Annotated in this window: 18 protein-coding genes and 3 pseudogenes; 13 read left to right on the top strand and 8 right to left on the bottom strand. The window is 61.1% G+C overall.

Going from position 1 to position 20,682, the window contains the following annotated elements; translation table 11 throughout:
• Window positions 1-83 precede the first annotated feature (83 nt).
• Window positions 84-605 carry an ANTAR domain-containing protein gene (locus BFL40_RS23855; protein ID WP_071486239.1) on the top strand — a complete coding sequence of 174 codons (522 nt, stop codon included), beginning with the start codon at window positions 84-86 and terminating at the stop codon, window positions 603-605.
• Between the two features lie 47 nt (window positions 606-652).
• Here BFL40_RS23855 and BFL40_RS23850 read toward each other — a convergent pair whose 3' ends face one another.
• Window positions 653-1,855, bottom strand: a complete 1,203-nt coding sequence (locus BFL40_RS23850) for a DUF1835 domain-containing protein (protein ID WP_071486238.1) — start codon at window positions 1,853-1,855, stop codon at window positions 653-655.
• Between the two features lie 175 nt (window positions 1,856-2,030).
• Here BFL40_RS23850 and BFL40_RS23845 point away from each other — a divergent pair, with 175 nt between their 5' ends.
• Window positions 2,031-2,714: an ABC transporter ATP-binding protein gene (locus BFL40_RS23845; RefSeq protein WP_071486237.1), complete on the top strand. Its 684-nt coding sequence runs from the start codon at window positions 2,031-2,033 to the stop codon at window positions 2,712-2,714.
• Window positions 2,711-3,505 (top strand): ABC transporter permease, encoded by a 795-nt coding sequence (locus BFL40_RS23840; protein ID WP_071486236.1) that lies wholly within the window; start codon window positions 2,711-2,713, stop codon window positions 3,503-3,505. Before BFL40_RS23845 ends, BFL40_RS23840 begins: the two co-directional genes overlap by 4 nt.
• A 9-nt stretch (window positions 3,506-3,514) precedes the next feature.
• Here the strand turns inward: BFL40_RS23840 and BFL40_RS23835 are convergent, their stop codons facing one another.
• From BFL40_RS23835 to BFL40_RS34365, 4 genes and pseudogenes are all read right to left on the bottom strand, one after another.
• On the bottom strand, window positions 3,515-4,729 hold the full coding sequence (locus tag BFL40_RS23835) for a DUF2599 domain-containing protein (protein WP_071486235.1): 1,215 nt from the start codon (window positions 4,727-4,729) through the stop codon (window positions 3,515-3,517).
• A 104-nt stretch (window positions 4,730-4,833) separates the two neighbouring features.
• Window positions 4,834-5,880 carry an L-idonate 5-dehydrogenase gene (locus BFL40_RS23830; protein WP_071486234.1) on the bottom strand — a complete coding sequence of 349 codons (1,047 nt, stop codon included), beginning with the start codon at window positions 5,878-5,880 and terminating at the stop codon, window positions 4,834-4,836.
• A gap of 30 nt (window positions 5,881-5,910) precedes the next feature.
• On the bottom strand, window positions 5,911-6,684 hold the full coding sequence (locus tag BFL40_RS23825; RefSeq protein WP_071486233.1) for a glucose 1-dehydrogenase: 774 nt from the start codon (window positions 6,682-6,684) through the stop codon (window positions 5,911-5,913).
• A gap of 26 nt (window positions 6,685-6,710) precedes the next feature.
• Window positions 6,711-6,845, bottom strand: a pseudogene (locus tag BFL40_RS34365) (permease DsdX); the annotation flags it as partial.
• A gap of 142 nt (window positions 6,846-6,987) precedes the next feature.
• Here BFL40_RS34365 and BFL40_RS23820 point away from each other — a divergent pair.
• From BFL40_RS23820 to BFL40_RS23800, 5 genes are all read left to right on the top strand, one after another.
• Complete coding sequence (locus tag BFL40_RS23820; protein WP_071486232.1) at window positions 6,988-7,860, top strand: LysR family transcriptional regulator; 873 nt, start codon at window positions 6,988-6,990, stop codon at window positions 7,858-7,860.
• Between the two features lie 107 nt (window positions 7,861-7,967).
• The gene (locus tag BFL40_RS23815; protein WP_071486231.1) at window positions 7,968-8,600 is read left to right on the top strand and encodes a glutathione S-transferase family protein; all 633 of its coding nucleotides are present in this window, start codon (window positions 7,968-7,970) and stop codon (window positions 8,598-8,600) included.
• Between the two features lie 18 nt (window positions 8,601-8,618).
• Window positions 8,619-9,539: a LysR family transcriptional regulator gene (locus BFL40_RS23810; RefSeq protein WP_071486230.1), complete on the top strand. Its 921-nt coding sequence runs from the start codon at window positions 8,619-8,621 to the stop codon at window positions 9,537-9,539.
• Window positions 9,539-10,423, top strand: coding sequence for a LysR family transcriptional regulator (locus BFL40_RS23805; protein ID WP_071486229.1), 885 nt, complete (start codon window positions 9,539-9,541; stop codon window positions 10,421-10,423). The genes BFL40_RS23810 and BFL40_RS23805 overlap by 1 nt, the downstream gene beginning before the upstream one ends.
• Window positions 10,424-10,502: 79 nt before the next feature.
• Window positions 10,503-11,435: a pyridoxamine 5'-phosphate oxidase family protein gene (locus BFL40_RS23800; RefSeq protein ID WP_071486228.1), complete on the top strand. Its 933-nt coding sequence runs from the start codon at window positions 10,503-10,505 to the stop codon at window positions 11,433-11,435.
• Between the two features lie 223 nt (window positions 11,436-11,658).
• On the opposite strand, the gene BFL40_RS23795 is transcribed toward BFL40_RS23800, so the two are convergent.
• Window positions 11,659-13,146, bottom strand: coding sequence for an aldehyde dehydrogenase family protein (locus BFL40_RS23795; protein WP_071486227.1), 1,488 nt, complete (start codon window positions 13,144-13,146; stop codon window positions 11,659-11,661).
• A 236-nt stretch (window positions 13,147-13,382) separates the two neighbouring features.
• Between BFL40_RS23795 and BFL40_RS23790 the strand changes: the two genes are divergently transcribed.
• Window positions 13,383-14,552 (top strand): p-hydroxyphenylacetate 3-hydroxylase oxygenase component, encoded by a 1,170-nt coding sequence (locus BFL40_RS23790; protein ID WP_071486226.1) that lies wholly within the window; start codon window positions 13,383-13,385, stop codon window positions 14,550-14,552.
• Between the two features lie 57 nt (window positions 14,553-14,609).
• A pseudogene (locus tag BFL40_RS23785) lies at window positions 14,610-15,089 on the top strand (flavin reductase family protein); the annotation flags it as partial.
• Window positions 15,090-15,121: 32 nt separating this feature from the next.
• Here BFL40_RS23785 and BFL40_RS23780 read toward each other — a convergent pair.
• Entirely contained in the window at window positions 15,122-16,444 is a 1,323-nt protein-coding gene (locus BFL40_RS23780) for an alginate export family protein (RefSeq protein ID WP_071486224.1), read from the bottom strand.
• A 217-nt stretch (window positions 16,445-16,661) separates the two neighbouring features.
• On the opposite strand from BFL40_RS23780, the gene BFL40_RS23775 reads away from it, so the two are divergent.
• The 3 genes from BFL40_RS23775 (at window position 16,662) to feaR (ending at window position 19,773) form a co-directional block, all read left to right on the top strand.
• Window positions 16,662-18,161: an APC family permease gene (locus BFL40_RS23775; RefSeq protein ID WP_071486223.1), complete on the top strand. Its 1,500-nt coding sequence runs from the start codon at window positions 16,662-16,664 to the stop codon at window positions 18,159-18,161.
• Window positions 18,127-18,720, top strand: a complete 594-nt coding sequence (locus BFL40_RS23770; RefSeq protein ID WP_071486222.1) for a DUF3156 family protein — start codon at window positions 18,127-18,129, stop codon at window positions 18,718-18,720. Before BFL40_RS23775 ends, BFL40_RS23770 begins: the two co-directional genes overlap by 35 nt.
• Window positions 18,721-18,831: 111 nt before the next feature.
• A complete protein-coding gene (gene feaR / locus BFL40_RS23765; RefSeq protein WP_071486221.1) occupies window positions 18,832-19,773 on the top strand; it encodes a transcriptional regulator FeaR in 942 nt (313 codons plus the stop codon).
• Between the two features lie 768 nt (window positions 19,774-20,541).
• Here feaR and BFL40_RS34660 read toward each other — a convergent pair.
• A pseudogene (locus BFL40_RS34660) lies at window positions 20,542-20,682 on the bottom strand (IS481 family transposase); the annotation flags it as partial.

Here is a 20,682-nt window from a genome sequence, read left to right as displayed (position 1 = left end):
CTTAAAGGCATGTTTGCTCCCTGACCGTTACCGTGTTCACCGTTGAATGATCGACGTTGATGCCCAACTGTCAGGTTTACCCTATGTCTAATAAAGCGTTACGCCTTCTGATTGCCGATGCGGACTTTCTGCAACGGATCAAGATCGAGAAAATGCTCAACCAACTGGGCTACCACCGTATTGCCCCCCTTAGCTCATTTGATGAGCTGTTGGGGCTGACCCGCTCGGTGGGCGTAGCGTTCGACCTGTTGATCATCAACACGGCGCTGGTGCATTCGCGGCAGGTAAACCTGTTGAAGTACTGCCATGACAACCCGATGATTCGCCACACATTGATCTATGACGGCCAATGCGCATTGAGTTCAGTGGTGTCGGTATCGGTGAGCCAGACGCTGCATTTGTCACTTTCGCAGTCTCCCGACTTCAACTCGTTGCGCCGTTGCATGGAAATTGTTGACCCGGCACACAGCTCTCCGACCGCTGAACGGCCGACATTGCGTGCCGTTGACAGCCGCATCTGCCCCTCATCGATCACCCCGCGCACTCTGTACGGGGGCGATCCGGCGGTAGTGGCTTGCGCAGTCGGGTTGTCGCCCAAGCGCTGAATGGATGCCCGCGCCATAAGCCTCGGGCATCGCACAACGATGAGTCGTCAATCACGCCTTAACGGCTGGTTGTCGTCTATTGCCCAATGGGGTTGACGGGGTTTCAAGCAGACTCCGCCGACCCAGCGCTCATGGCTGGCGTGGTCCAGCCAATAAGCACTGGCGTTCAGCACCGCGTGCCCAAGCGGTGTCAGCGCCAACTCACGGCCTGGCCAAGCGCTGTCAGCGCCCGACTCTGTCAGCAACGGTTGTTCGCCATCGATCAATGGCCGCAACAGCGCATAAAACATCATGTCCCCCAGAAACGGCAGCGGTTCGCGCTTGGCCATCAACTCGGCAAATACCCGTCCGAAGGGCACCGGCCCAGCCTCGGCGATGTAGGTCAGGGACAAGCGTTCAGTGAGTGACAAGCCATCATGAACTCCCGGTAACTCTTGCAACTGTCGCAGTAAGGCGGGCGCGAGAAAGGGCAGGCAAGGATGCGTGCCATGGGCCAGTTCCGCCAGCTTGACCGGCGAGCTGTCGCAATAGGCCGACCATGCCTGTTTCGCCAGTTGCACCGCGTTGTCATCAATCAAGCGTCGTTGCGGCCATAGCCAGGCCAGCACATCGGGCGCCAACTGGCCGATACCGATAAAACGTTCGACGCCTGGAATACCATCGACCTCGATCAGCTCCAGCTTTTTCGGTGCGCGTTCCAGGCCTGCCAATGCGCGGATCAGGAACAGTTGGTCATAGGCATCCGCTTCGCACCACAACACGCTGTGCTCGGCGCTGGTCAATGCGTCAAGCTGATCGTATTCATCGGCGATCCTCCGTGCTGCATCGGTTGGGCTCAGGGCAAACGCCTGGCTGATAAACGCGCTGCGCAGGGCGCGAAAATCTTCGCGGGGTAAATCGCGAACCGGCCCCATGCACAGTGGGTCGGTAAGCATCCGGAACTGCCCCTTGAACCCTGCCAATTGGAGGCTGTGGGCGATGTCATTGCCGCAGCGCCAGTGGGTGGTGCGAGCTTCATCGCTTGCCGCGAAGTTGGGATGGCGGGCGGCAAAGTCGAGGGCATCGACATGCGCCTTGAGCTTGGGCCAACTGCTGAAACCCAGCTGCTTGGCGACCTCCCATTGAGCCTGGGACAACGTGGCGCTTGGGTCTTGGCTTTTCAGGCGTGGTAACAGTTCCTTGGCGCGCTTGCGCTGCTGCTCAAGGTTGAGACGGCCGTTGGAATTGGAAGGTAAAGGGCGCTGCGACATACGATCTCCTTGCACAAACCTTGTCCGCTTTAAGGTTGGGAGTCGTAGAAATGGGATATTTCAGTCAAGATCCTGGGCGCAGCCCTTTCCGCGGAAGGTGGCGTAGAGGGCGCCAGGCCCGAAATATAGGCAGTGGGTGAGTTGATTGCAAGCCGTTCAACCGAGTAGTGAGTTCATGACAGACACTGCGTTAATTGAAACCCGAGCCCTCACGCGCAAGGACGACCGGCGCCAGGTGCTCTTGCTCCAACCGACCGACTTCACCTTGAACCGCGCCGACCGCGTATCGATCACCGGCTCCTCCGGCTCCGGCAAAAGTGTGTTCCTGCGGGCGCTGGCCTTGCTGGAAGCGCCCAGCTCCGGGCAGATCCTGTGGAATAACCAGCCGATCGCCAATGCGCAGATTCCTCACTATCGCAGCCACATCAGTTACCTGTCCCAACGCCCGGCGCTGATCGAGGGCACGGTGGAAGACAACCTGCGTTTTCCCTTCAGCCTCAAGACTCTGCGCCAACGCCGCTTCGACTTGCAGGCCGTGACTACGCTGTTGGGGCATGCCGGTAAAACCCCAGACTTCCTGGAAAAGAATGCCGGCGACCTGTCGGGCGGTGAATCCCAGGTGGTCTCACTGATTCGTACCCTGCAACTCAACCCCGAAGTGCTGTTGCTGGATGAACCCACCGCCGCACTCGATCCCACATCCTCCCGTGATGTCGAAGCGCTGATCGACGCCTGGTTTGCCGGCGATAACTCCCGCGCTTATATCTGGGTGTCCCACGATCTGGATCAGGCCCAACGCATGAGCGCGATCCACCTGCACATGGACGCCGGTGTGTTGAGCGGAGCCGCCCAGCCATGAACTATCAAAACCTTACGGCGTTGGACATGGGCATCGCCGCCTCGCTGATCCTGATCAACGGCGCACTTTCCTTGCTATTGCGCCTGGGGCTGGAGCGCCAGTTGCTGTGGGCGGCGGTGCGCACCGTGGTGCAACTGATGGCCATCGGTTACCTGCTCGGCTGGGTATTCGAGTTCGCCTATTGGTACGTGGTGCTGCCACTGATGTGTGCGATGACCTTGATTGCGGGCATGTCGGCGGCGGGGCGTGGTCGGCGCACGTACAAAGGGCAGCGGCTCGACAGCATCGTGTCGGTGTGGGGCAGTTCGTGGCTGGTCACGGCGGTGGGTTTGTTTGCGGTGATTCGCATCCATCCGTGGTACGAGCCGCAGTATGCGATTCCGATCCTCGGCATGATCCTGGGCAATACCCTGACGGGCGTGTCCTTGGGCATCGAGCGCATGACCCAGGAACTGACCTCGGGCCGCAACACCATCGAGATGATCCTGGCCCTCGGCGGTTCGCGCTGGGAAGCGGCGCAAGAGGCGATTCGCCAGGCGGTGCGCGCCGGGATGATCCCGACGCTGAACCAGATGACGGTGGTGGGTATCGTCAGCCTGCCCGGCATGATGACCGGCCAGGTGCTGGCGGGGGAGAGCCCGGTGGACGCGGTGCGTTACCAGATCGTGATCATGTTTTTGATCGCCGCGTCGTCGGCGCTGGGCACGGTAGGTGCGGTGTTGCTCACCTACCGGCGGTTGTTTTCCGCGAGCCATCGGTTTTTGCGCGATCGGCTCGAGGAGCGTGCCTGAGGTCTCAACTCAGGTGTTGTTGCAGCCCTTGGCAATCGAGTCTTCGTTGGAGGTGTAAGGGCGCGACGGCTCCAGGTTCCACTGAGGCTTGTTGCGCGCAATGTTGAAGTGGCAGACCAACTGACGACGCATGCTGCCGACGGTGCTGTCGCGGTTGTCCTGGTTATCTTTCCAACTGGAATCCAGGTAGTGATCGGCGGCCAGTTCGTTGAAGAAGTTGTTGGTCTGGCCTTCTTTCACCTGGCGCCCGCAGTCGGTCGGTGTCACCTCAAGGGTCATGAGCTTTTTGCCAAAGCCTGGGTCGTCACGTTCGACCCATGCTGCGCTTTGCACATAGCGATCACAGGTGTTTTTCTCGGTGGTGGGGTAGATCACCTGCTTCTTGCTGTCGTAGACGAAGCTTGCGTCCTGTTGGCGGGTTTGTGGCAGTTTCATATTGATGACCGGCAAGAACTGCTGAACCGATTTGTACCATTGGATTTGATTGAGCCGGGCGCCTTCCAGTCCCGCGTCTTCGGTGTAAAAAGCGGCCATGATCGACGGTGATTTCGGTGGGTCTTCCTCCCACTTGGCCAGGCGCAGTTCGTTCTGGGTGGTAAAGGACTCGTCGGCGATCGTGGCCATGGCACGGATGCTCTGATAGAAGGCCGGGCCGGCGGCGGTGTTACGTTCATCACGCACGTCGAATGAGCATTGACGTGAATGGTCGCCGCGGTTTTTCTGGTAATCGGCGAACCATTGCTCGGCGGTGGTGATGCCGCTTTCACCGCAGAACTTCTCCACAGCCCCAGGGGTTCGCTTGGAGTCTGTGCAGCCTTGCCCGGCACGGTCATCGGTGGCCGCGTCGATGGGGAACGAACACAGTACCGCGTAATCCTTGTTTTGCTTGGGGTTGCCGAAGATGGGGTTAAAGATGAAACCGCTTTTGAGCCCGTAGGCCAGCTTGCGGTACTTGGAGTCTTTACGCAGGTACGAGGCCGACACCCCGCCGCTGACCTGGCTTTTCGGGCTGACGCTGTAGAACTGGTAATCGGTGGACGGCCAGGTGGCGCGGAACAATACGCCGGAGCACAGGAATGCAGGTTTTGACGGCCCGCCGCAGTCTTGTCGGGTGTCGTTATACAGCTTATTGAGTTGGGCAACGGTGTCGGTGCCTTGATCGGCCTGGGCGGTCAAGGCCAGTGCGGCGAGGGCAATGGCAAAGGGTATGCGTGATCCATTCATGGGGACTGCTCCTTCAATGACGTGAAGCGACTGGAACGACTCCTTGCTCCACTCGGTGGTGAGCGTAGACAGACACTCGCCAACGGTCCAGTCGCTTTCAGGGCTTAATCAGCCACGCCAAAATCCAGCACCACCTTCATCGCCTGACGCTTATCCGCCGCCAACTCAAATGCCTGCACGGCATCGCCAAACGGCACGGTATGGGAGATCACCGGGCGCACATCGATGATCTGGCGATTGAGCAAGTCCACCGCCTGGGCAAACTCCGAATGGAAGCGGAAGGTGCCACGCAGGTCGATTTCCCGGCTCACCAGCAGGTTGAGCGGCAGCGACACATCACCACCCAAACCCACGGTGACCAACACTCCGCGTGGCACGATGCACTCCAGGCCGTTACGCAGGGCCTGGGCGCTGCCGGACACTTCGAACATCACGTCGAAGTAGCCCTTTTCAGCGGTGTAGCGTTTAAGTGCGTCGGCGTCGTCGGCCATGTTGTGGGTGCGGGTGGCGCCCATTTTTTCGGCGCAGGCAAGGGCGCCGGCAGACAGGTCCACGGCGACGATTTCACCGGCACCGGCGGCGCGCAGACTGCCGATCAGCAGGTTGCCGATCGGGCCGCAACCGGTCACCAGCACGCGCTTGCCGAATACCGCACCGGCGCGTTGGATCGCGTGCAAACCCACCGATAACGGCTCGGCCAATGCACCTTCGGCGAGGCTGAGAGTATCGGCCAACAGATGGGCTTGATGGGTCTCGATCACCAGGCTTTGGCGAAACGCACCCTGGATATGCGGGAAGGGCATCGCGCTGCCGTAGAAACGCATGTTCAGGCAATGGTTGGGCAGGCCCTGATGGCAATATCGGCAACCACCGCACGGGCGTGACGGCGACACCGCAATGCGCTGGCCGACCTTGAACGGCCCGGCGTCGCTGCCTACCGCATCGATCACGGCCGAGACTTCATGGCCAAGCACCATCGGTTCACGCAGGCGCACAGTACCGAAGCCGCCGTGCTGGTAGTAATGCAAGTCCGAACCGCAGATGCCGCCACGGGCGATGCGCACGCGCAGTTGGTCGGGGGCGAGGGTTTGCGGCTCATCCTGGGGATCGACCCGCAGGTCTTTCGAGGCGTGGCAGACAATAGCGTGCATAGCGTTCTCCTTTCTTTACGGCGGCCAGGATCACAGCGACGCGGTGATGCCACCGTCGACGTAGAGGATATGGCCGTTGACGAAGCTCGCGGCGTCGCTGGCGAGGAACACCGCCGCGCCGGCCAACTCCGCCACGTCGCCCCAGCGTCGGCTTGGGGTGCGTTGCACCAGCCACTCGCTGAATTCGGGGTTGGCCACCAGGTTGGCGTTGAGTTCGGTCTTGAAATAGCCCGGGCCGATGCCGTTGACCGTCAGCCCATGCGGGCCCCAGTCGATGGCCATGCCCTTGGTGAGCATTTTCAACGCGCCCTTGCTCGCCGCATATGGCGCGATACCCGGGCGGCCCAGTTCACTTTGCACCGAGCAGATATTGATGATGCGCCCACGCTTGCGCGGGATCATCGCCCGCGCCACGGCCTGGCCCACCAGGAACGCGCTGTCGAGGTTGGTGCTGATCAGTTCGCGCCAGTGCTGCTCGCTGTAGTCCTCCAGCGGCCCACGGCGTTGCATGCCGGCGTTGTTCACCAGAATTTCCAGCGGGCCGAGGCGCGACTCGATATCCGCCACGGCCGCCTGAATCGCCGCGCTGTCGGTTACATCAAACGCCTGGGTGTGCACCTCCAGGCCTTCCGCCGCCAACAGTGCGGCGGCATCGCGCAGGGTGCTGCGGTTGCGCCCGTTAAGCACCACCCGCGCACCGGCCTGAGCCAGGCCGCGGGCAAGCGCTAGGCCGATACCGGCGCTGGAACCCGTGACCAGCGCGAGCCGGCCGTCGAGGCGGAAGTTATCTAAAACGTTTTGCATGGGATACCTCTCCTAATGCTGAACACCATAGACGACAGCAGCATGATGAACCCCAAGGCGACAAAGGGGTGGACCATGAAGCGGGTGATCAACAATAACAATCCGATAGTTGTGATTAGCGCATCCAGCAGCAGATAAGTGTCGTTAGTCATGCCGAGCAGGGTGCCTCCTTGTTCTCATTGTTATAGGCCAAGCCCTGTCATATTGTGTATGACGCAGGGTTACTTCACCGCAGTCGCGGGTCAGCGTCCAATTTTCATTTGTGATCGGGTGATCAATATTCGTGATAACCAGGGAGGCTTGATGGAGCTCAAGCACTTGCGTGCCTTTGTGGTGCTCGCTCAGGAGCTGCATTTCGGCCGGGCGGCGGCGCAGCTGTCGATCGTGCAACCGGCGCTGAGCATGCAAATCAAGCTGCTGGAAAGTGGCTTGGGCGTGCGCCTGCTGGACCGCAATCGCCATTCGGTGACGCTGACGGAAGCCGGCCGGGTTTTCCTGCCTGAGGCCCAGGCCACCTTGCACCAGGCTGCCCGCGCGGCGGACGCGGCGCGGGCGTCCAATCGAGGGGAAATCGGCCGGGTACGCCTGGGCTTTGTCTCGTCGGTATTGCCGCAACTGTTGCCGCAACTGATCCGCGCGGTGCACCAGCGCTACCCGCGTATCGAGCTGGAACTCAAGGACATGCCCGGCCCCGATCAAGCCGCCGCCTTGAAGAACGGCCAACTGGACTTTGGGCTGATGCGTCTGCCTGCGGCCTATCCCGGCGTGCAAACCCGCGCCGTGCTGCACGAGAGTTTTTGCGTGGCGTTGCCGATGGATCATCCGTTGGCGGCTCAGGAATCGATCCAGCCTGCTGATTTGCTCAAGGTGCCGGTGTACATCCTGGCGCGGCGTTATGCGCCGGGCTTCTATGACGAGTTTATTCAGGCTGTGGGCATGACTCTGGACATCGCCTCTGAACTGGGTGAGTTCACCACCATGCTCGCGCTGGTCTCAGCCGGGTTGGGCATCGGCGTGTTACCGCAGCAGGCTGCGCGGGCACTGCCGGCCAACTGCGTGTCGCGGCACCTGGAGTTGGGCGCGTTCCAGGCCACCACCGGCTTGGCTTGGACCGAGTTGGACAGCGCGGTAAAGACCACGCTGTTCAATCTGATTGTTGAATTGTTTGGCGAGTGATTGTTTCGCTGGATGAAATGCTTGATTGTAATTTCTGGTGATTCCATCGGTTGGGGCAGCGGTGGAGCATGTGTCGCGTCGATACCCTCTCATTTTTGGAGCCTGTCATGACCCAGCCTGCGATCAAACTCTATGGTTTCCCACTGTCCGGTCACTCGCATCGGGTTGAACTGATGCTGTCCCTGTTGGGTTTGCCCCACGAATTTATCCTGGTCGACCTCAAGCAAGGCGCCCACAAAACCCCCGAGTTTATCGCCACCCTCAATAGCTTCGGCCAGGTGCCGGCGATTGATGACAACGGCACCGTGCTGGCGGATTCCAATGCGATCCTGGTCTACCTCGCCAACCAATACGGCAACGGCCAATGGCTGCCGAGCGATCCGGTAGGGCAAGCCCGCGTGCAACGCTGGCTTTCGGCGGCAGCCGGCCAACTCCACGGCGGGCCTGCCGTTGCCCGACTGGCGGTGGTGTTTGGGGCCGAGGTCGACACCGTTGCGGCCATCAACCGCTCCCACGCGTTGTTGCAACTGGTGGAGGCACAATTGAGCAAAAGCCGCTTCCTGGCCAGCGAACAGCCGAGCATTGCCGATATCGCGTTCTACACCTACGTATCCCATGCGCCGGAAGGCAATGTGTCGCTGGCCGACTACCCTCATGTGCGCGCCTGGCTCGCCAGCATCGAAGCGCTACCGGGTTTTGTCGGGATGCCGCGCACGGCGGCCGGTTTGCAATCACAGTAACCTTCAAGAGGCGGGCGGATGGATCGATTTCATGAAATGCAGGTGTTCCTGGCGGTGGCTGAGGAGGAGGGCTTTGCCGCCGCCGCGCGCCGCCTGAAAACCTCGCCGCCCAGTGTGACTCGGGCCATCGCCGCCATGGAACAACGCATCGGCACCCAACTGTTGGCGCGCACTACCCGCAGTCTGCACCTGACCGAAGCCGGGCAGCGTTATCTGGAAGATTGCCGGCGCATCCTCGCCGAACTCGATGAAGCCGAGGAGGCGGCAGCGGGCAGTTATTCCATCCCTTGCGGCCACCTGACAGTGACCGCGCCGGTGCTGTTTGGCGAACGCTATGTGGCGCCGGTACTTGGCGATTACCTCGACCGGTTTCCCCTGGTGAATATCAACGCCTTGCTCGTCGACCGTGTGGTGAGCATGGTCGATGAAGGCGTCGATGTGGCCGTGCGTATCGGCCATTTACAGGAGCCGGGGCAGCAGGCGATCAAGGTCGGGGAAGTGCGCCGGGTGGTGTGCGCATCGCCCAGCTACCTCAATCAGCAGGGGCGGCCGCAACACCCCGAACAATTGCGTGAAGCGAAGATCGTCGCCTCGTCCGCCAGCCAGTTAGTGAACGAATGGCAGTTTGTCCACGAAGGCCAGGCGCTGGTGGCGCCTATCGCACCACGGCTGGTCGTCACTGCGAACAATGCGGCGATCAACCTGGCGCGCCTGGGTTGGGGTGTGACTCGCGTGCTGTCCTATCAGGTTGCGTCGGCGGTGGCGGCGGGTGAGCTTGAGATTGTGCTCGAAGCGTTTGAACCCGCACCACTGCCAATCCAGGTGGTGTTCCAGAAAAGCGGTCGAGTACCGGCCAAGATCAACACGTTTGTGGATTTTCTTACCCAGCGCCTGGGCCAGGACGTTGCCCTGAACCCGGCGATGAAGCGGCGCGGCTGATGGAGCGCTATCGCGACATGCAACTGTTCGTGGCGCTGGCCGAGCAACCGAGCCTGGCCGCGGCGGCACGTCGTGCTCAAGTCTCTGGCCCGACCCTGATACGCGCGATTGCACGCTTGGAAGCCCGCCTGCGCGTGCCGTTGCTGGCGCGCAGTACCCGAGGTGTCAGCCTGACTGAAGCGGGCAGCGCTTACATGGCCGACTGCGAACGCCTGCTGGCCGCCGTGGACGCTGCCGAAGCCTCGGCCAAAGGCTTGCATGTGCAGGCCCAGGGCAATTTACGGGTGTTTTTGCCGTTGCTGTTCAGTCGCTACGTGATGGCGCCGGTGTTGGCCGACTATATGGAGCGCTACCCCGATGTGCACTTGGTGGCCCGCTACCACGACTATTACCCGAATCTGCATGAAGAGGGGCTGGATGTGGCGATCCTTGTTGGCGAGCTGCCCAGCTCATCGCTGATCGCACGAACGGTCGGGCAGGTGCGGCATATCCTCTGCGCCAGCCCTGAATACCTCGCGGCGAACGGCGAGCCTCAACGCCCGGAGGATCTCAAGCAACATCGGTTGATCGCCAGTGCCGACCAGGTCTATTGGGACTTCCAGGGTTGTCAGCTCAAGGCCCGCGCGCGGTTGAGCTGCGCCACGGTGCAAGGCGCGATCAATGCCGCTGTGCATGGCGCGGGGCTGGTTCGTTGCCTGAGTTACCCGGTTCACGAGCATCTGCTCAGTGGGCAATTGCGCCGGGTACTGTCCACTTATGAACTGCCGCCCTTGCCGGTGCATGTGGTCTACCGCGAAGGCCGCAATGCACCGCTGCGCGTGCGCAGTTTTGTCGATCACTGCGTGGCGGCGTTGCGCGAGCATCCGGCATTTCAGTGGGTGTAACAGTGGATTGCTTTGCGTGGGCATTCTCTCGCTGGCTGGAGGGGCGCAGCATTGGGGCATCTGACCTGAGGTGATTGCCATGAACCCGATCGAACAGTCCCCCTGGCATGCCGGGGAACGCCAATTGCAAGAAAGTGCCGGTGTCGCTGAGCGCATGGCGACGATCGGGCCCAAGGTTATTCGTGACCACTTGCCTGAGCAGCATCGGGATTTCTATCCGTTGCTGCCGTACCTGATGCTGGGCGCCGTGGATGAGCAGGGCATCCCGTGGGCGACGCTGCTGGAAGGTGCGCCGGGGTTTGCTCATTCACCCGATCCGCAGACGTTGCAGATCGATAGCCTGCCGTCCAAAAGTGACCCGGCGTGGTCTGCATTGGGCCGTGGCGCCTCCGTGGGCGTGCTCGGCATCGACCTCAACACCCGGCGCCGCAACCGTATGAATGGTCGGGTCAGCACGCTGGATCACGACGGCTTCTCGGTCGACGTGGTGCACACTTTCGGCAATTGTCCCAAGTACATCCAGCTGCGGCCCGTTGACGCCATCGCCCGTAAACCTGGCACCGTGGCCGAGCGCTCCAACAGCCTGGATGAAGCGACACAAACCATGATCCGTAAGGCCGACACCTTCTTCGTCGCCAGCTACGTTGACGTGGACGGCCAACGCTCGGTGGACGTCTCCCATCGTGGCGGGAATACCGGCTTTGTGCGCGTCGACGGCAATCTGCTGACCATCCCCGACTTCGCCGGGAACCTGTTCTTCAACACCTTGGGTAATTTGCAGGCCAACCCGGTAGCGGGGTTGTTGTTTATCGATTTTGAATCGGGGGACGTGTTGCAAGTGGCCGGGCGGACTTCGCTGATTCTCGGTGGCCCGGAAGTGGCACAGTTCGAGGGCGCCCAGCGGTTGTGGACGGTGACCGTGGAGCATGCAGTGTGGCGCCCGGCCGCGTTGGCGTTGCGCTGGCAGTTTGTCGAGTTTTCACCGCACAGTTTGGCGATGGGCAGTTGGTAGGGTCACCACACCTCATCCATCCCTACGAAGATCAACTGTAGGAGCTGTCGAGCTTTAGCGAGGCTGCGAAGGCGATCTGTCAGTTGACAACTTTATTACCTGACACGGCCCCATCGCAGCCTCGCTAAAGCTCGACAGCTCCCACAGGGAGTCTGCTTTGTTTGTTGGATGGGCGTTGTTTGATCAGGCGCCACAGGTAAAAAGTGTGTCCAGTCTGTGGGCCTCAGTAGCGAATCATCACCGACTTAAGCTCGGTGTAATCCTCAATAAACGCACTGCCAAACTCCCGCCCAACCCCCGAAGACCTATTGCCCCCAAACGGCACCGCCGGGTCGAGCAGGGTGTGCATGTTGATCCACAGCGTGCCCGCATTGATGGCCGGCACCATGCGCAGCGCCTTGCCGAGGTCGTTGGTCCACAGGCTGGCGCTGAGGCCGTAGGGGCTGTTGTTCATCAGCGCGAGCAGTTCGTCTTCGCTGTCGTAGGGCAGGAAGGTGGCGATGGGGCCGAAGGTTTCTTCGTTGAGCAGGGTGTCGTTGGCGTTGTTGGCGAGGATCACCGTGGGTTCGACGTAGCAGCCGGGGCGGTCGATGAGGTTGCCGCCATGGATGATCGTATTGTTTTCGGCGCGGGCCTGATCGATGTAGCCGAGCAGTTTCAGTTGGTGCTGGTGGTGGGTCACCGGGCCGAATTCGGTGCGTTCGTCCAGGGGCGAGCCGATGGTCAGGCGACTGAGGCGCAGGCTGAGTTTTTCCAGCACGGCATCGATCTGCGAGCGGTGCACGAAGAAACGTTCGGCTGCCGCGCAGATTTGCCCGGAGTGCAGGAAGCCTGCTTCGATGATGCCGTCCACCGCTTTGTCCACGTCCATGTCACGCAGGAAGCCGGCAGCGTTTTTGCCGCCCAGTTCCAGGGTCGCGCGGGTGAGGCCGGCGCCCATGGCGCTGCGGCCTACGGCGATGCCGGTGGGTACTGAACCGGTGAACGATACCTTGTGGGTGCCGGGGTGTTCGACTAAGCCTTTGCCGACGTGGCCGCCACCGGTCAGCACGTTGAGCACCCCCTTCGGCAGCCCGGCGTCGATGGCCAGTTCGGCGATGCGCAGGATCGTCAGTGGCGTGAATTCGCTGGGTTTGATGATGATGCTGCAACCGGTCACCAGCGCCGAGGCGAGTTTCCAGATGGCGATCATGGTGGAGAAATTCCACGGCACGATGCCCACCACCACGCCCACCGGTTCGCGCAGGGTGAAGGCGGTGTAGCGCTCGCCGTTGAAGGAGGGCAGCGAGGGGGTGAGGGTCTGGCCGCTGATTTTGGTGGCCCAACCGGCGTAATAACGCAGGAAGTGCGCCGCCTGGTCGACCTCGAAGGCGCGGGAAATCTGGATGATCTTGCCCGACTGGCAGGTCTCGATCTGCGCCAGTTCCTCACGGTTCTGCTCCAGCAGGTCCGCCAGTTTCAGTAGCACGTTACCCCGCGTTGCCGGTGCGGCTTGCGACCAGTGCTGGAAGCCCTGGTTGGCGGAGGTCACGGCCGCGTCGATATCCGCCAGATCGGCGTCGGCGACATGGGCAATGACAGTGCCGTTGGCAGGGTTGGTGACGGCCAGGGTCTGGCTCGAATGGCTGGGTACGTTGGCGCCGTCGATAAACAGTCCATGGTGCCGACGTAGAAAAGCGTCGACTTGAGGCAGCAGCGGGATATCGCTCATGGCAGGTTCCTGGCAGTTCACAAAGGAAAGCCCGAGGGTAACCAGCAGTGGTCGACGGAGCTTGACTGTGCCTGCCACGCGATATGTCTGTGCCTGCCACGTCTATGAAAAGTACAACCTTGCCTGTGGAACGTGCATTTTCCGCCCCGGCAACGCGTTCGATACTGGCCCTGCATCGGGTGCCGCTCCTCGCTTCGGAGCGCGTGCCGGACTTCCAATAATAAGCAGGGCCGTCCATGAAAAAGCCAAACCCGCTCCTCGAAGACCTCAAGCCCATCCTGCCCCTTATCGCTGCGAACGCCGCGCGTGCCGAACAGGAACGCAAGGTGCCGGAGGAAAACATTGCGTTGCTCAAAAGCATCGGCCTGCACCGCGTCTTTCAACCCAAGGCGTTTGGTGGCCTGGAACTGTCGCTGCCCGAATTCGCCGACTGCATCGCGTTGCTCGCCGGTAGTTGTGCCAGCACCGCCTGGGCCATGAGTTTGTTGTGCACCCACAGCCATCAGTTGGCGTTGTTCTCGGCGACGTTGCAGCAGGAGGTCTGGGGCGAAAACCCGGACGCCACGGCCAGCAGCAGTATTGCGCCGTTCGGGCGTGTCGTGGAGGGCGAGGGCGGTGTGCATTTCAGCGGTGAGATGGGCTGGAGCAGTGGCTGTGACCATGGCGAGTGGGCGATTGTCGGCTGCCGCCGCCAGAACCCCGAAGGCACCCAGGATTACTGTTTCGCCGTGCTGCCGCGCAGCGATTACCAGATCCGTGATGACTGGTACGCCGCCGGCATGAAAGGCAGCGGTACCAAGACCTTGATCATCGACAATGCCTGGGTGCCCGAGCACCGGATCCAGAAGGCCAGGGACATGATGGAGGGCAAGTCCGCAGGTTTTGGCCTGTATCCCGACAGCAAGATTTTCTACGCGCCGTATCGGCCGTATTTCGCCAGCGGTTTCTCCACCGTCAGCCTTGGGGTGGCCGAACGCATGCTGGAGGTGTTCCGCGAAAAAACCAAAAACCGCGTGCGTGCCTACACCGGTGCCGCCGTGGGCGCGGCCACCCCTGCGTTGATGCGCCTGGCCGAGTCCACTCATCAGGTGGCCGCCGCCCGGGCGTTTCTGGAGAAGACCTGGCAGGAGCACGCTGAGCACAGCGCCGCGCAGCGTTATCCGAGTCGAGAAACCCTGGCGTTCTGGCGCACCAATCAGGCCTACGCGACCAAGATGTGCATCGAGGCGGTGGATCGGCTGTTCGCCGCAGCGGGCGGCAACGCCTGGTTCGAACACAACGAAATGCAGCGCCTGTTCCGCGATTCCCATATGACCGGCGCGCATGCCTACACCGACTACGACGTCTGCGCGCAGATCCTCGGCCGTGAGCTGATGGGCCTGGAGCCTGACCCGAGCATGGTGTGACGGGTTCTTTTACAACAACAATCAGGGCGCTCGTTTGAGGGTGTCCGGGAGTCTTGCATGTCTGACAGCAGCGTTTTCGATCCACGCGCTTTTCGCCGCGCCCTGGGCAACTTCGCCACCGGCGTGACCGTGGTCACCGCGGCCACCGCGTCCGGGCGCAAAGTGGGCGTGACCGCCAACAGTTTCAATTCGGTATCCCTCGACCCGCCGTTGGTGCTGTGGAGCATCGACAAGCGCTCCAACAGCCACGAGGTGTTTGAGGAGGCCAGCCACTTTGCGGTGAATGTGTTGGCCGCCGACCAAGAACACCTGTCGAACAATTTTGCGCGCCCGCGTGAGGACCGTTTCGCCTTGATCGAATACGAACCCGGGGAGGGTGGCTCGCCGGTGTTTGCCGATTGCTCGGCGCGTTTTCACTGTGAGAAATACCAGCAGATCGACGGTGGCGACCACTGGATCATGATCGGCAAGGTGGTGGCGTTTGATGATTTCGGCCGTGCGCCGTTGCTGTATCACCAGGGCGCTTATGCACAGATTCAGGCGCGGCGTCCCTGCGCGCCCGAGGCGGTTCAGAACGGTACGGCGACGACCAACTGACTGTAGACGTTGGTGCCGTTGCCCCCGACCTGGTTGCCGCCGGTCTGCGCATCCTTGTCGGGTTTGTAGAGGCCGATCAGCGGGGTGATGATCAGATGCTCGTTCACCGCCCATTCGGCGTACAGGTCCAGCTCGCGGCCATCGAGGTTCAACTGGTCGCGGGTGCTGACGGTGCTGTAGTTGAAGAACAGCGCGCCAAGGGTGACGTTCGCCAGCGGCTTGACCTTGAGTGCCACGTGCTGCACCGCCGTGTTGCTGTTATAGGGGCCGGAGTAGTTGCCCGCCACTTCGCCCTGCACCCAGGTGCCATAACCGCGATTGAAGCCTGAAAACATCCCGTCCCAGTTTTTTGAATAGCGCGCGTAGCGGTAGGTCAGGTCGGGTGACCACGGCAGGTCGGCGAAGGTGTAGCCCGCTTCGGCGTAACCGGCGTTTTCCTGGCCGGCGCGTTTGTCCTGGCGTGCCAGTTCAAAGGCGAAGTGCGCGTTGTCGATGCCGGCATTGCCGGTGCCACGCAGGCTGTAGAGGTTCATGCCCTTGCGCTGGCGTTGCAGGTCGGTGGCGAAGCGCTCATCCACGTCGATGCCGTGAATATACGTCAGCCCCAAGGTGCCCGGTGCGGCGGTGTATTCCAGGGTGCCCGCGGCCATTTCGGTCATGGCCTGGGCGGGGTTGTCGGACTTGATCCACATCAGGCTGCCATGCACGCCGTCCTTGCCGCCCAAGCGGATCACCGCGGTCTTGTCAAAAGCGTGTCGCGCGGCAATGTAGTAGGCGCCGCCGCGATTGAACTCGCCATCACCCACACCGTTGCCCAGGTTGGGGCCGTCGTCGTTGATGATGAAACCGTCGCCCAGGGTGATGATCTGCCGCCCGAACGACAGGTCGAGACCGTCCTTGCCCAATGCCGGGAACAGGTCCCCGGAGCGCCAGCCAGCGAAGGCTTCGTCAAACTTGGTGGTGCGTTCGGTGCCATTGGTGACCCCGGACGCATCGCCATCGCCCCAGGTGCCGGAACTCACCAGATTGGCCGTGCCATACACCCCACCGAAGTTGCCCAGGCTTTGCTCGACACTCAGGCCGTACTTGATAAACGCCTCGCGCCAGGTGGAACCACCGCTGCGGCCGTCGTAGTTTTTCGGGCTGTTGAACATCCCATACACGGCGAGGAAGTTGCCGGTGACCTTGGTGTCGGCGTCGGCGTACAACTCGACCGCCTGGGCCTGACCGACCAGTAGCGCGATACCCAGGCCGACCGCCTGGCGCAGGCGGCGATTTTTCAGTGTGTGCTCCATTGTTATTGTCCCCAGCTTGGTTAAGAGTGAGGGCGCATTAGGGCGAGCGGTGGGAGGCCAAGTCTTTCATTTGCGTGCCAGGGAATTGACCCTGGCCGCCAGGCAGCACGTCGTGGCAGGGAGCAACAAAACCGGCGGCAGACAGGGGCAAGACGATCAACTCGAGTGGGGCGCACAGTGCCGACACACTAAAAAAACCGCTTTCGAGGACCCCACCATGTCGATCAACGACCGACTCACCGCGCACCTCAACCGGGGCACGGTAGGTTTCCCCACCGCGTTGGCCAGCACCATTGGCCTGATCATGGCAAGCCCGGTGATTCTCACCGCCACCATGGGCTTTGGCATCGGCGGCAGTGCGTTTGCCCTGGCAATGCTGATCGCCGTGGTCATGATGTTGGCCCAGGCGACCACCTTCGCTGAAGCCGCCTCGATCCTGCCCACCACCGGCTCGGTGTATGACTACATCAACTGCGGTATGGGCCGATTCTTTGCGATCACCGGGACCTTGTCGGCCTACCTGATCGTGCATGTGTTTGCCGGCACCGCCGAAACCATCCTGTCCGGGGTGATGGCGCTGGTGAACTTTGAACACCTCAATACATTGGCGGAGTCCGCAGGCGGTTCGTGGCTGCTGGGCGTAGGGTTTGTGATTGTGTTCGGGGTGCTGAATGCCTTTGGCGTCAGCGCATTTGGCCGCGCGGAAATCATCCTCACCTTTGGCATGTGGACCACCTTGATGGTGTTTGGCGTGCTGGGCTTGATCGCCGCGCCAGCGGTGCATCTGGAGGGGTGGTTCGGTGAGTCGTTGGTGGGCACCGACCTTGTGACCGTGCTGTCGCTGGTGGGCATGGCGATGTTTATGTTTGTCGGTTGCGAGTTCGTCACGCCGCTGGCGCCGGACTTGCGTCAATCGGCCAAGGTGATGCCGCGCGCGATGATGCTCGGGTTGATGGGCGTGGCGAGCTGCATGTTCATCTATGGCGCGGCGATGAAGCGCCAGGTGGAAAACGTGGTGCTGGACGCCGCGTCAGGCGTGCATCTGCTGGACACGCCCATGGCGATCCCCAAGTTCGCCGAGCAGGTGATGGGGCAGGTCGGCCCACTGTGGCTGGGCATCGGCTTTCTGTTTGCCGGTGCTGCGACCATCAACACCTTGATGGCCGGTGTGCCACGGATTCTCTACGGCATGGCGGTGGATGGGGCATTGCCCAAGGTTTTCACCTACCTGCACCCGCGCTTCAAGACGCCGCTGTTGTGCATCCTGGTGGCGATGCTGATTCCCTGCCTGCACGCGCTGTACCTGGGCGGCAACACCGACAACATCATGCATCTGGTATTGGCGGCGGTGTGTGCGTGGAGCTTTGCGTATTTGCTGGTGACGGTGTCGGTGGTGATCCTGCGCATTCGTCGCCCGGATTTGCCACGGGCCTACCGTTCGCCGTGGTTTCCGCTGCCGCAGATCGTGTCGAGTATCGGCATCCTGCTGGGCATGTGGTTTATCACGCCACCAGGCATGAACCCTGCGGATATCTACGTGCCGTTTGCCGTGATGCTTGGGTTGACGGCGGCGTATGCGTTGTTCTGGACCCTGGTGGTGCAGAAGGTCAACCCCTTCAAGCCAGCCTCCGTGGAGGAGGTGCTGGCCAAGGAATTCAGTCATCAACCGGGGCACGCTGACGATGGTTATAGCGACTTTGCGGCAAAAACTGTTTGAGCTGTTTCGTGCTGACCGTGCCCCATCGGGGTATCGGCCAGGGGTGACCCTGGAGCACTTACGGCGCAACCTGGGGCTGGCGGGTTTCGAGCGGCTGTCAGCGACGCGGGCGCAGGTGCGTGTGGACGGCTTGGTGTTGGAGATTGCCGAGCGCACCGAATCCCAATTGTTGATGCACCTGGTGATGACCGAATTTGTGTTGCACGTGCCTGCTTTGACAGAGAGCACGGGTAGCTTAGAGGTGCACCATGGCGGCGCGATTTGGCGCAACGGAATACGCGTGCGACGCAGGTCCGGCAACTCAGCGCTGGCCGGTGAGTTGCAGGCGCGAATGCTGGCGGACGATGCGCTGTTCCAGGCACTGATGCCGCTGGACTTCAAGCGCCTGCGTATCGAGCTGTTGGGTCGGCAATGGTGCGTGCGCCTGGAGCATATGGGCGGCAGCGAGGTGGTCAATCGCATGCCGGCGTTTCGGCGTTACATCGCCCTGAGTCCTGCGCAGCGCAACCACTTGCTGACGAGCATGGCGGGGCTGCAACGGGTGCTGTCGAACCTCTGATTGGCATCATTAGTGCTTCTGCAATGGCAAACAGGTAGTTGTTGCGTGCATATAGATAACATGTTAACTATTGCTCGAGAACAACAAAAAGAAGCCATTGCGGAGACACCCATGAGCATCCAACAGCATGCACACGACGGGCTGGACAGCTGGAACCGAGAGCTGCGCGACGCGTGCGGTCATTTCGATACCGAGTTGGCCTTCAACCGCTCGCTGTTTATCGGTGAAATCAGCAACTTGCCGCGCGGCCTGGCCATCCTGCGCACCAATGCCGGCCTGATCAAGCGCCCGGCGCACCATGCCGACCACGACAACGACCAGGATTGTTTCCTGGTCAGTCAGCGCAGTGGTTATTCGCAGATAGCCCAGAATGGCCAGACCCTGCAACTGGCCCCTGGCGAGATGCTGTTGATGGACTCTGTGGGCTCCATTGAAATCACCCCCTTCGGCCTTATCGAACATGCCTCGCTGTCCCTGTCGCGCCCTGATGTGTGCAAACACTTGGGCGGTCATGCTCGCGTCTTCGGCAAGATCTCTTCGACCAAAGCCTGTGGGCGCATGCTGCATGTGCTGATGGATCAACTGTGCAAAGACGACACCGAGGACGGCGCGGGCGAGGTGGAGGCGCTGCAATCGGCGTTCGTTTCGCTGCTGGGTTCGGCCCTGGAGCAGGGCGATGAATGCCGCGAAGGCGTGGCGTCGTTGCAGGGGAATAACCTGCGCAGCTATGTTCAGAAGGTCATTGACGAGTCATTGAGCCAGCCCGGTTTGAGTCCGATCGGCTTGGCTAATCGGCTGAATATTTCGGTGCGGCATCTGTATCGATTGTTTGAGGAGCAGGACGACAGCGTCTGTCGCTATATCCAGCGGGCGCGGCTCAAACGCAGTGCGGATGATTTGACCAACCCGTTTCTGCGCAGTGAGTCGATCACCTCGATTGCCTACAAATGGGGCTTCACCGACTCGGCGCATTTCAGCCGATCGTTCAAGAAGCAATTCGAGGTGTCGCCCAAGGATTTTCGTTCCGGCCGGTTGCAGGCGGTGGGGGTATAAGACGATCCAATGGTGGGCTTTGGATTGGTCATATTCTTTAGGTTGATTGAGTACATATCCGTTGTTTGGGTAACGGCGGCTTATGGTTTCGCCCTTACGGCGACTCACTTTGGAAAAGCCGGAATGCCGGCCCAGCCCAAAGTAAGCAAAGGGCTCTTGCCCCACCACTCGGCACCTCGCCTAGGCTCGGTGTGCCCGCACGCAGGCTTGAATCCGTGGGCCGCCGCGATGGGCCATCCTTGGCCCAGCGCGGCTAACCCGGCGTCCTGCCGGGTTACCCACGGATTCAAGCCTGCGTGCGGCCAGCGTGGTTTAATGGGGCGCCTGAGATCAAGATCAAGATCAAAAGCAGAGCACGGCGGCCTGAAAGCCGACCTGAGTGGTGTGAAGCAAAAGCCAGATCAAGAGCAGAGTGATATCTATCTGGTGTATGGAGATCCAAATGTGGGCTTGCTCGCTTGTTTTACCGCTTTTGATCTACACCACTCAGGTCGGCTTTCAGGCCGCCGTGCTGTTGCTGTTGATCTTGATCTTGATCTTAGGCGCCCCGTTAAACCACGCTGGCCGCAAGTAGGCACGGTGGAGCGGGTAAACCGGCAAGGATGCCGGTTTAGCCGCGCTGGGCCAGGGATGGCCCATCGCGGCGACCCGCGCAGCCGTGCCGGAGTGCGGGCACACCGAGCCTAGGCGAGGTGCCGAGTGGTGGGGCAAGTGAAGGGATCAACCACATAGGTAACAAAAGAGTTCAGTCACATGGGTAACACCAGGTCACTTACTTCTGATCACTTTGAGTGTTACGTAATCTTCCTTTACATCCTTTTCATCGATGCGGCCCAAGACAATCGGGCCAAAAACAATGTCCCAAACACCTTCGCTTATGCTCTCTAAACCTACTATTTCATGCTTGAG

Origin of the sequence: Pseudomonas costantinii, from assembly GCF_001870435.1 — a bacterium.
GTDB classification, from domain to species: Bacteria; Pseudomonadota; Gammaproteobacteria; order Pseudomonadales; family Pseudomonadaceae; genus Aquipseudomonas; species Aquipseudomonas costantinii.
Note: the sequence above shows the minus strand (reverse complement) of the source record. Positions and strands in the feature narration are given on the sequence as shown.